Origin of the sequence: Bacillus sp. 105MF (assembly GCF_000374885.1) — a bacterium.
In the GTDB taxonomy this organism is placed as follows: Bacteria; Bacillota; Bacilli; order Bacillales; family Bacillaceae_G; genus Bacillus_A; species Bacillus_A pseudomycoides.
The window spans coordinates 190597-202107 of sequence record NZ_KB895568.1 but is presented as its reverse complement, the minus strand read 5'-3'; the positions used below and the strand labels follow the sequence as shown (position 1 = coordinate 202107).

Genomic DNA, 11511 nt, shown 5'->3' with positions numbered 1-11511 from the left:
TTCGGTCACAATGCTAACCCTTAAGCGAATCCATTTCATCTACGTTAACTGTTGCATGTTTACGATATAACGCAATTAATATTGCAAGTCCAACTGCTGCTTCAGCTGCGGCAACAGACATCGTAAACAGTGAAAAGATTTGTCCTGTTAAGTTCGGAAAAAAACCTAATTTACTAAAGGCGACTAGGTTTAAATTCGCCGCATTTAACATCAGTTCAATACAAACTAAAACAATGACCGTATTCCGCTTTGTTAAAGCCCCGAATAAACCGATGCAAAACAGAATAATGGCAAGAGCTAAGTAGGCGGAAGTTGGAACACTACTCATTGGAATCCCCCTCTTTCTCATCCTTCTTCGCAAGTACAATTGCCCCAACAAGTGCAACAAGTAAAATAACCGACGTTAATTCAAATGGAATGACATATTTCGAATATAAGAGTGTACCAATTTGAAGTGTGTTTTGTTCATGAAGTGGTACACTTCCTTGTACACTTCGATTTGTAAAATCTATATTATTAACAGCGAAATACATCACCCCGCCAAACACTACTACTGCGAAGAAGATGAGCCATTTACGAAAACTAAAACTAGATTCATTTTCAGCGTCATGTTTCGTTAACATAATGCCGAAAATCATAATAATCGTAATCGCCCCGGAATAAATTAAAATTTGCGCTACTCCAACAAACTCTGCCGATAATAGAAAATACAATCCCGCAATGCTAAGAAACGTAAACACAAGAGCGAGCATCATATGCATGACTTTCGTTAAGTTCAGCATAAGAATACCACCGATAATCGCCGTTAAGGATAGTAAAAAAAACGCTATCAACTCGCCGTTCATGCTTTATTCTCCTTTCTGACGTTCTCATCATTTTCATCTAGCCACTGCAAATTTTTAAACAAATCATCACGCGTATACTCCGCTAGCTCAAAATTGTTTGTCATAACGATTGCCTCTGTTGGACAAACCTCTGTACATAAATCGCACAGAATACAAATTTCAAAGTTAATATCGTACGTATCAATGATTTTTCCTTTTTTCGCCGGATCCGGATGCTTCTTCCCTGTTAGTTGAATACAGTCAGTTGGGCAGATGTTGGCACATTGGTTACAAACAATACACTTTTCTGGATAAAATTTTTGAATCCCTCGAAAGCGATCTGGTAGTGGCAATGGTTGATTGGGATAATCGTACGTTACTTTTTTCTTACTTAAGTTGCTAAGCGTATACTTTAATCCTTTAAATAGTCCTTTCATATCTTAGTGGCACCCCCCTCATGGATTAGAAGAACAACTCCTTAATCAATGCCGTTAAGAAAATGTTCGCAAGTGCGATTGGCAATAATACCTTCCAGCCAAACTCCATTAATTGATCGCCCCTGATACGTGGAAACGTAACGCGGAACCAAATTAAGAGAAAGACCACCGCGCTAAACTTTAAGGCAAACCATACAGCTCCAGGAATAAAACCAAGGAACATAACTGGATTCCATCCTCCTAGGAAGAGCACCGTAATGAGCGAAGCCATTCCAAAGAAGTATACATATTCAGAAAGCATAAAGAATGCCCAGCGAAACCCCGAATACTCTGTATGATATCCAGAAACAAGTTCCGATTCCGCCTCTGGTAAGTCAAACGGCGTCCGGTTCAACTCTGCAACCGCTGCGATTAAGAAAATTACAAAACCGATTGGCTGTGCGAAAATGTACCAAACCTTCTCCTGCGCCGCTACAATTTCATTTAAATTAAGACTGCCAGCTAATAAGACAACACCAATGACGCTCATTACAAGCGGAATTTCATAGGAAATCATTTGCGCTGCCGCACGCATCCCGCCTAAAAGTGAATATTTATTGTTTGATGCCCATCCCCCGGTCACAACACCAATCGTTGTAATCCCTGATACAGCAATATAGTAAAGAAGTCCGACTCCAATATCTGCAAACTGAAATTTATCCGTAAATGGAATGACTGCAAGCACCATAAAAGCTGGTGCAAATGCAATAACAGGTGCCAATATAAACAGCGGCTTATCTGCGGCTTTCGGAATGCTATCTTCTTTTAATAAAAGCTTTAAAACGTCAGCAACTGTTTGCAGTAAACCGAATCTGCCGCCGACCTGGTTCGGACCAATCCGCCCTTGCATAAATCCCATCACTTTTCGCTCTGCTAAAATCCCATATGTAACAAATCCAAGGACAGCAAATAAAAGAAGCACCGCTAACCCAAAAAAGATGAAAAAATTTGTCCAGCTTGCCGATGACTCTAAGAGCCGCTCTATCATCACCCATCAACCTCCCCAAGCACAATATCAACGCCACCTAAAATCGTAATTAAGTTCGCGATATTTTCGCCCTTCAAAAGCTTCGGTAAAATTTGAAGGTTGTAGAAAGATGGCCTGCGGAACTTTAAGCGATACGGCTCTTTCTTTCCTTCACTAGCAATATAACAGCCAATTTCTCCGCGCGGCGACTCGATCCGGACAAATACCTCGCCCTTTGGTGCCTTAATAATTTTCGGCACTTTCGCCAACACTGGCCCTTCTGATGGGAATTGCTCAGCCGCCTGCTCAATAATTTTGAGAGACTCCTCAATCTCCTCCATCCGACAAACGTAACGATCCCAAGCATCCCCCACGTTTCCTACCGGAATATCAAAATCAAAGCGATCATAAATAGAGTACGGTTCATCCTTGCGAAGATCCCACTTCACACCTGTGCAGCGTAAATTTGCCCCGCTAAGCGAATAAGAAAGCGCATCTTCCGCGCTATATATTCCAACGCCCTTCACACGATTCAAGAAAATTTCGTTTCCGCTCACAAGGTCGTGATAGCCTTTCAATTGCTCCCTCATATATGGAACAAACTCACGGACCTTTCGGATCCAGCCATCTGGAGCATCCCATTTTACACCGCCGACTCGCATGTAATTAAACGTTAGCCGCGCACCACAGAGTTCATTTAAGAGATTAATAATCATCTCCCTCTCCCGGAATGCATATAGAAACGGACTAACCGCTCCAATATCAAGAAGGTTTGTTCCCCACCAAACGAGGTGACTCGCAACGCGGCCAAGCTCCATTGCAAGTACTCGCAAATATTCTGCACGCTCTGGAATTTCAAGGCCCATCATTGTCTCAACAGCGTGACAAATCACATAGTTATTCGTCATCGCTGATAAATAGTCCATTCGATCTGTATAAGGAATAATTTGTGTATACTGCAAGCTCTCTGCGATTTTCTCTGTTCCACGGTGTAAATACCCAATGACAGGTGTAGCCTCCTTAATAATTTCCCCATCAATTTTAATAACAAGCCTAAATACACCGTGCGTACTCGGGTGCTGCGGTCCTACATTTAAAAGCATTTCTTCTGTACGGATCATAATGCTACACCTCCACATCCAAAGGCTCATAATCTTTTCGAAGCGGATAACCCGCCCAATCATCTGGCATTAAAATACGCGTTAAATTGGGATGACCTTCAAAGACAACACCAAGCAAATCATACGCTTCTCGCTCTGGCCAGTTCGCCCCGTGCCATAGCGGCGCAATCGATGCTACCCGCGGCGCCTCCCTATCTATCTTCACCTTCACTGCTACAGATTGACGCTTTCCATATGAAAACAAATGGACATACACTTCCATATGTGTAACGAAATCCGTCGCATGTAACTCCGACATATAATCAAAGGCAAGTCCTTCATGACACTTTAATAATTCCATCACTTCATAGTAATTCTTCGGCTCAACAACAAGCGTTGGTACATCTTTTGAAAGTTTATTAATATAGTAATCTACTAATGAATGTTCGCCTGTCTTCTCCTTAATAATCTTTACATAAGCATCTAAATATGGCTGATTCGGTGATGGTTCTTCCTGCTCCGGCTCTTCTTCCTTCTTACCCGCAGCACCTTTTGCCTTGGCAGCAGCAGCTGCCTTTGCTTTCGCCACTGCAATTGCCTTTGCCTTTTCATCGTTAGATGGCGCTCCGCCTTCTGTTGCTTTTTGTTTTGCCAACGCGGCTGCCTTTGCTTTTGCTGCTGCCACGGCTTTCGCCTTCGCTTTTGCCCTTTCCTCTTCCGATATCGCTTCGCCTTCTGCTCCTTTCTGCTTTGCTAGCGCTGCCGCTTTTGCCTTTGCTGCTGCCGCGGCTTTCGCCTTCGCTTTTGCTTTTTCCTCTTCCGATATTGCCTCGCCTTCTGCTCCTTTCTGCTTTGCTAGCGCTGCTGCCGCGGCTTTCGCCTTCGCCTTTGCCCTTTCCTCTTCCGATATCGCTTCGCCTTCTGCTCCTTTCTGCTTTGCTAGCGCTGCCGCTTTTGCCTTTGCTGCTGCGGCTTTCGCCCTTTCCTCTTCCGATATCGCTTCGCCTTCTGCTCCTTTCTGCTTCGCTAACGCTGCCGCCTTTGCTTTTGCTGCCTCTGCGGCAAGTCGTTTTGCTTCCTCTATATTTATCTCCGCATCTTTTGATAGCGCTTTCTCTTTTTCTTCTCCTTGTACCTCACCCTTAGACAGTTCCGCCTCATGCCTAGCAGCAAGTCGTTTCCGTACTTCTTCTTTCGCATGTCTTGCCGCCTCTTTTTTCATGTCCTCTATCTCTTTATTCGGATCGCTCATCTATTCGTCACCTGCTTTCCAGTCTTTGCTTCGTAACGAATCTTCTCTTTTAATTTATTAATCCCATAAATTAAAGCAGCTGGGTTCGGGGGACATCCTGGAATGTACACATCTACCGGTACGATTTGGTCCACCCCTTTCACAACAGCATACGAGTTCACATACGGGCCACCAGCTGTTGCACAAGAACCCATTGCAATAACCCATTTCGGTTCTGGCATTTGATCGTATAAACGACGCACAATTGGTGCCATTTTCTTTGTTACTGTTCCTGAAACAATCATGACATCTGATTGCCTCGGCGATGTCCGGAAAAATGACCCAAACCGGTCTAGATCATAGTGCGATGAGCCAACTCCCATCATTTCAATCGCGCAGCATGCAAGTCCAAATGTCATCGGCCATAAAGAATTACTACGCGCCCATCCTTTTATCTGTTCAAGTGTTGTAAAAAAGATATTTCTCTCTAATTCCGCTCGTTCCCCTGGATGTAAATCTTCAAAATTTATAACCATTGTAACACCTTCTTTTTCCAAGCATAGGCCAAACCAATGAGCAACATAATGACAAAGATCAACATTTCAATAAGCGCCAACAAACCAAGCTTGTCATATGCGACAGCCCACGGATATAAAAATACAGTTTCCACATCAAAAATGACAAACAATAATGCAAAAATATAATAACGAGCATGAAAACGAACATTTGCATCATGATAGGGTTCAATTCCGCTTTCGTACGTCGTTGCCTTTGCTGCACTTGGTTTATGCGGGCGCAGCAGCTTGCCTAATGTAAGAGCCACTACCGGCAGTAATATGCTCAATAGTAAAAAGATGCCAACAATCATATAACTATTTTCATATACATTTGCCACCCTGAAGCCCTCCCCCCTAAATTAAGAACAAGTTCACTTAGTAAACAATATGTCTCACCTGCATTATTTATTATTTTTAAATTTTTCTAAATAATGCGATTATTTATTATTATAACAAACTTCAAATTCCCATGTCGATATATTGGGAAAAAGAAAAACCAAGTAACTAGAGGATGACTTCGCTCTATGTTGCTTGGTTTACAGCAATTATAATTAATTTCACTCTCACAAAAAAACTAGCACGAATGATTAATTTCATGCTAGTCGGTTTTTTAAAAAGTAGTATCTTCTTTTTTATAATATTTCTTTGAAATTTCCTTATAAAACGCAGCAGATGTCGTGTAAAAATATGGAGCTAACCATAGGAAACCAATTCCTAAATAAAGATGCTATGCTTTCTCTGATACATACTGATAAAAATGAGCAGTCGTTGTATTAATATATGGACAGAACCAAAGTAACCCAATCCCGAAAGGAATCACCGCTAATATTCCCCAACCAATGAAACTGAGCCATAAAAGGAATAAATCCATTTTATGCCCTTTCATCATTTTTTTACTTTCTTTCATAGCTTGTAAAACGCCATACTCTGGATTGTCTATCATAACATAATAAGTCATCACATATGAAAAGGATGCAATAATAATGACAATAAATGAAACAAATAATAAAACAAAAAATGCGATTGCTGATCCTTCCCCAGCACCCCCTGTCTCATCTCCTAACAAACCAACAATAATTAATAGCACGAAAGGAATCCATATTCCAGAATATAAAAATATTAAAATCATCGCCTTTGCAGCATTCATCATTCTTCTAAAGCCGCGAAAACCTTCAAATAAAGCATCTATTGTAGCACCTTTTCTCCTGCTAATATTTAAAAACACATTCGTGTAACCATACGCTGTAATACCATATGACATAAGACTCATAAGACTCATAAACATCATAAGTCCATACAAAATAACGAAAGTAACCGTAAAACCGATTGTCACCGTTTCCCCTTCAAATAAATCGATAGAATCACCAAGTAACATAAATAAGAGAACAAAAGGAATAATAACAATAAGAGTTGCAAACAGTGATAGAATATAACTTAAAATACCATATAACAGTGTTGAACCTACGCCAAGCCCCCATTTTCCCCTTAATGACTGTAAAGCTTCTCGTTTCATTTCACCAATCACTTTCTCATCTCCTTTTCTAATCACAGTTGTAAAGCGTTTCCCTAGATATATTCAGAATAATTATACCATTTTGGGGGATTATTTTTTCATTATATAATTAGATTTTGATATAACAAAGTCTAAAAAAGAAAACGTTGTTACCCATAAGTTATAAAAAAAACCCGTAAAGGAATGAACCTTTACGGATTTTTTTATTTCATATCAGAAACGTTCAAACGGTTTACTGCACGCTGCAGCGCCAGTTCTGCACGCTTGAAGTCAACATGTACTTGTTTATCTTGCATACGTTGCTCAGCACGGCGCTTCGCTTCGTTTGCACGATGAATATCGATATGGTTTGCTTCTTCAGCAGATGGTGCTAATACTGTTACTTTATCTGGACGAACTTCGATAAAGCCACCGCTTACTGCTACATAATCAGTGTGACCGCCATTTTTCAAACGAACCGCACTAATTTTCAGCGGTGCAACAGTTGGAATGTGACCTGATAAGATCCCCATTTCCCCACTTTCTGCCTTCACGCTTACCATTTCTACTTCTTTTTCGTAAACCGGTCCATCAGGAGTTACAATACTGACTGGAAATGTCTTCATAATTCGTCCCTCCTAAGGCCTTACGCCATCATTTTCTTCGCGTTTTCAATAACTTCTTCAATACTACCAACAAGACGGAATGCATCTTCTGGAAGGTCATCATATTTTCCTTCTAGAATTTCTTTGAAACCACGAACTGTTTCTTTTACAGGTACGTAAGAACCTTTTTGACCTGTAAATTGCTCCGCTACGTGGAAGTTTTGTGATAAGAAGAACTGAATGCGACGAGCACGTTGTACAACTAACTTATCTTCTTCAGAGATCTCATCCATACCTAAGATAGCGATGATATCTTGAAGCTCTTTATAACGTTGAAGAGTTTGCTGTACTTGACGAGCTACTTCATAATGCTCTTCTCCTACGATTTCTGGAGAAAGTGCACGAGATGTAGATGCTAATGGATCTACCGCTGGGTAAATACCCATTTGTGTTAAACGACGCTCTAAGTTTGTTGTTGCATCTAAGTGAGCGAACGTTGTAGCTGGTGCTGGGTCAGTATAGTCATCGGCTGGTACATATACCGCTTGGATAGACGTGATAGACCCTTTATTTGTAGATGTAATACGTTCTTGTAATTGACCCATTTCTGTTGCAAGTGTTGGCTGATAACCTACCGCAGATGGCATACGACCAAGAAGGGCAGACACTTCAGAACCCGCTTGCGTGAAACGGAAGATGTTATCGATGAACAATAGTACGTCTTGTCCTTGCTCATCACGGAAATGTTCAGCCATTGTTAAACCTGTTAATGCAACACGTTGACGTGCACCAGGTGGCTCGTTCATTTGTCCGAATACCATCGCAGTTTTCTTGATTACGCCAGAATCGCTCATTTCATGGTATAAGTCGTTACCTTCACGAGTACGCTCACCTACACCAGCGAATACAGAGATACCACCGTGCTCTTGTGCGATGTTGTTAATTAATTCCTGAATTAATACTGTTTTACCTACACCGGCACCACCGAATAGACCGATTTTACCACCTTTAATGTAAGGAGCAAGTAAGTCTACTACTTTAATACCAGTTTCAAGAATTTCTACTTTTGTAGATAACTCTTCGAATGCAGGTGCTTGACGGTGAATTGGATCACGGCGTACATCTGCTGGAACCTCACCATCTAAGTCAATTGCATCACCTAATACGTTAAATACACGACCAAGTGTTGCATCACCAACTGGAACAGAAATCGCTTTGCCAGTATCTTCTACTGCAGTACCACGAACAAGTCCGTCTGTGGAAGACATCGCAACTGTACGAACTGTATCATCACCTAAGTGAAGTGCAACTTCTAAAGTTAAGTTAACTGCGTCTTGTTTAATTCTAAGGGCATTGTAGATTTCAGGTAGCTTTCCGCCGTCAAACTTAACGTCTACAACCGGACCCATGATTTGCGTAACGCGCCCTTTATTCATCGGGTTCCCTCCTAGCTTTCTTTAAATTAGCCAGCTTTCTATGAGAGTCGGCTTTCATTTTTTATTAGTATAGCTTGGGCGACTCTTCCAAAAGAGCCGCTTCCGCTTTTTATTAATCTAGCTCCAGCGGTTAGAATGCTCGGTGACTTCGCTTTTTCCTGCGAGGCAAAGAGCGCCTCTACGTCAAAAGCTCCATCCCCCTCCCATTCTGAACGAACCGCTTCCGCCTTATATTACTATTCTAACGCTGCTGCGCCACCAACGATTTCCGTAATCTCTTGCGTAATCGCTGCTTGACGAGCACGGTTGAATGAAAGTGTAAGTGAATCGATAACTTCCATCGCGTTGTCTGTAGCACTTTTCATTGCTGTCATACGCGCTGCGTGTTCACTTGCTTTACCGTCTAGTAATGCACCGTACACTAAGCTTTCTGCGTATTGTGGCAATAACACTTTTAAGATATCTTCTTCAGAAGGTTCAAATTCATAAGCTGTCGTCGGTTTGTCAGACGTCACTTCCGTAAGCGGTAAAATTTTATTTTCCGTTACTTCTTGTGAAATTTTACTTACAAAATGATTGTAGTAAATGTACAGTTCATCATAAGCACCATCTGCGAACATCGCGATCGCTCGAGAAGCAAGGTCTTTAACATCTGTAAATGATGGGTGGTCAGATAATCCAACTACTTCATCAATAATGTTAAAGCCGCGACGTTTTAAATAATCACGTCCTAGTCGTCCAAGCACAATAATTGAATATTGGTTTGAATCCATATTATGACGTTCACGAATTACGTTACTTACTGTACGTAATACGTTACTGTTATAACCACCTGCTAGTCCGCGATCAGATGTAATAACGATGTATCCTGTACGTTTTACAGGACGCGCTGTTAGCATTGGATGATTGATCCCTTTGCTACCTTGCGCAATACTCGCCACTACTTCTTGAATCTTTTCCATATACGGAACGAAAGATTTAGCATTTTGCTCTGCACGACTTAACTTCGATGCAGATACCATCTCCATCGCTTTCGTAATTTGACTCGTTTTCTTAGTCGAGTTAATTTTCGCTTTTATATCGCGTAAAGATGCCACAGGTTTTCACCACCTTTTTTCCGGAAGTTGGCACGATTAGTAAGAATCCTTTTCGTTCATCTTTCTAATCTACATTGCAAGATATTCTTGCTCATGATTGAAGGAAAAGAATAGGTGCACCTACTCTTTTCCTCTACATAACCGTCAGCAATTCCTGTAAGAATTGCCTGTTTATATAATCTAGTTTCAGCGGCAGAAGCCGCTTCCGCTTTTTATTATTCAGAAGCTACGAATACTTTTTTGAATCCGTTGATTGCTGCTGCAAATTTGTCGTCATCCGCAAGTTTCTTTGTTGTGCGAATTTCACTTAATAGCTCAGCTGCATTTGAATCTAACCAAGCATGGAATTCTTCTTCAAAACGAGTGATATCCGCTACTGGAATATCATCTAAGAATCCACGTGTTAAAGCGTAAAGAATAATAACTTGTTTCTCTACTCGTAACGGCTTGTGTAATCCTTGTTTTAATACTTCAACTGTGCGAGCACCACGGTTTAATTTCGCTTGTGTTGCTTTATCAAGGTCAGAACCGAACTGAGCGAACGCTTCTAACTCACGATAAGACGCAAGGTCAAGACGAAGTGTACCTGATACTTTACTCATCGCTTTAATCTGAGCAGATCCACCAACACGAGATACTGAAGTACCTGCATCAATCGCTGGACGTACGCCAGAGAAGAATAAATCAGATTGTAAGAAGATTTGTCCATCTGTAATAGAGATTACGTTTGTTGGAATGTAAGCTGATACGTCCCCTGCTTGTGTTTCGATGAAAGGTAGAGCTGTTAAAGAACCGCCGCCTCTTGCATCACTTAATTTTGCCGCACGCTCTAGTAAGCGAGAATGTAAGTAGAATACATCCCCTGGATATGCTTCACGACCTGGAGGACGACGTAATAGTAATGAAAGCTCACGGTAAGCAGCTGCTTGTTTTGATAAGTCATCATATACTACTAATACGTGTTTACCATTGTACATGAACTCTTCACCCATTGTTACACCAGCATAAGCAGCTAAGTATAATAATGGAGCTGGTTGAGAAGCTGATGCAGTTACAACGATTGTGTATTCTAATGCACCGTGCTTACGTAGTGTTTCTACTACGTTACGTACTGTAGATTCTTTTTGTCCAATTGCAACGTAGATACAAATCATATCTTCATCTTTTTGATTTAAGATTGTATCAAGTGCAACTGCTGTTTTACCAGTTTGACGGTCACCGATGATTAACTCACGTTGACCACGACCGATTGGTACAAGAGCATCGATCGCTTTAATACCTGTTTGAAGTGGCTCATGAACAGATTTACGATCCATTACACCTGGTGCTGGACTTTCGATTGGACGAGTGCTTGTTGTATTGATTGGGCCTAAACCATCTACTGGTTGACCTAATGGGTTTACGACACGACCGATTAGTTCTTTTCCTACTGGCACTTGCATGATGCGACCAGTACGACGAACTTCGTCACCTTCACGGATTTCTGTGTAAGGTCCTAAAATAATGATACCTACGTTATTTTCCTCTAAGTTTTGTGCTAGTCCCATAACGCCGTTAGAGAACTCTACAAGTTCACCAGCCATAACGTTATCTAGACCATGAGCACGCGCGATACCGTCACCAACTTGGATAACTGTACCAACATCACTAACTTCGATTTCAGACTGATAGTTCTCAATTTGTTGCTTTATCAGTGCGCTAATTTCTTCAGCTCTGATGCTCATGT

13 protein-coding genes are annotated in these 11511 nt (G+C 41.3%); all 13 read right to left on the bottom strand.

Annotated features, from left to right (window positions below; translation table 11 throughout):
• Positions 1-13 precede the first annotated feature (13 nt).
• The 13 genes from nuoK to atpA all read right to left on the bottom strand — a co-directional run bounded on the left by nuoK (position 14) and on the right by atpA (position 11509).
• Entirely contained in the window at positions 14-328 is a 315-nt protein-coding gene (gene nuoK, locus C564_RS0107870) for an NADH-quinone oxidoreductase subunit NuoK (RefSeq protein ID WP_018764934.1), read from the bottom strand.
• Positions 321-845: an NADH-quinone oxidoreductase subunit J gene (locus C564_RS0107865; protein WP_016112671.1), complete on the bottom strand. Its 525-nt coding sequence runs from the start codon at positions 843-845 to the stop codon at positions 321-323. Before C564_RS0107865 ends, nuoK begins: the two co-directional genes overlap by 8 nt.
• Entirely contained in the window at positions 842-1261 is a 420-nt protein-coding gene (nuoI, locus tag C564_RS0107860; RefSeq protein ID WP_003202066.1) for an NADH-quinone oxidoreductase subunit NuoI, read from the bottom strand. The genes C564_RS0107865 and nuoI overlap by 4 nt, the downstream gene beginning before the upstream one ends.
• 25 nt (positions 1262-1286) lie before the next feature.
• A complete protein-coding gene (gene nuoH / locus C564_RS0107855) occupies positions 1287-2288 on the bottom strand; it encodes an NADH-quinone oxidoreductase subunit NuoH (RefSeq protein WP_018764933.1) in 1002 nt (333 codons plus the stop codon).
• Complete coding sequence (gene nuoD, locus C564_RS0107850) at positions 2288-3388, bottom strand: NADH-quinone oxidoreductase subunit NuoD (protein ID WP_003209223.1); 1101 nt, start codon at positions 3386-3388, stop codon at positions 2288-2290. Before nuoD ends, nuoH begins: the two co-directional genes overlap by 1 nt.
• A 4-nt stretch (positions 3389-3392) precedes the next feature.
• Positions 3393-4619: an NADH-quinone oxidoreductase subunit C gene (locus C564_RS0107845; protein WP_018764932.1), complete on the bottom strand. Its 1227-nt coding sequence runs from the start codon at positions 4617-4619 to the stop codon at positions 3393-3395.
• Entirely contained in the window at positions 4616-5134 is a 519-nt protein-coding gene (nuoB, locus tag C564_RS0107840) for an NADH-quinone oxidoreductase subunit NuoB (RefSeq protein WP_018764931.1), read from the bottom strand. Before nuoB ends, C564_RS0107845 begins: the two co-directional genes overlap by 4 nt.
• On the bottom strand, positions 5125-5493 hold the full coding sequence (locus C564_RS0107835) for an NADH-quinone oxidoreductase subunit A (protein WP_018764930.1): 369 nt from the start codon (positions 5491-5493) through the stop codon (positions 5125-5127). The genes nuoB and C564_RS0107835 overlap by 10 nt, the downstream gene beginning before the upstream one ends.
• Before the next feature lie 389 nt (positions 5494-5882).
• Positions 5883-6680, bottom strand: coding sequence for a DUF975 family protein (locus tag C564_RS0107830; RefSeq protein WP_018764929.1), 798 nt, complete (start codon positions 6678-6680; stop codon positions 5883-5885).
• 191 nt (positions 6681-6871) lie between these two features.
• Entirely contained in the window at positions 6872-7273 is a 402-nt protein-coding gene (gene atpC / locus C564_RS0107825) for a F0F1 ATP synthase subunit epsilon (RefSeq protein ID WP_006096652.1), read from the bottom strand.
• A gap of 20 nt (positions 7274-7293) precedes the next feature.
• On the bottom strand, positions 7294-8688 hold the full coding sequence (atpD, locus tag C564_RS0107820; protein ID WP_006096653.1) for a F0F1 ATP synthase subunit beta: 1395 nt from the start codon (positions 8686-8688) through the stop codon (positions 7294-7296).
• A 236-nt stretch (positions 8689-8924) separates the two neighbouring features.
• Positions 8925-9785, bottom strand: coding sequence for a F0F1 ATP synthase subunit gamma (gene atpG / locus C564_RS0107815; protein WP_003202288.1), 861 nt, complete (start codon positions 9783-9785; stop codon positions 8925-8927).
• A 215-nt stretch (positions 9786-10000) separates the two neighbouring features.
• Positions 10001-11509 carry a F0F1 ATP synthase subunit alpha gene (atpA, locus tag C564_RS0107810; RefSeq protein ID WP_006096654.1) on the bottom strand — a complete coding sequence of 503 codons (1509 nt, stop codon included), beginning with the start codon at positions 11507-11509 and terminating at the stop codon, positions 10001-10003.
• Positions 11510-11511: the final 2 nt, after the last annotated feature.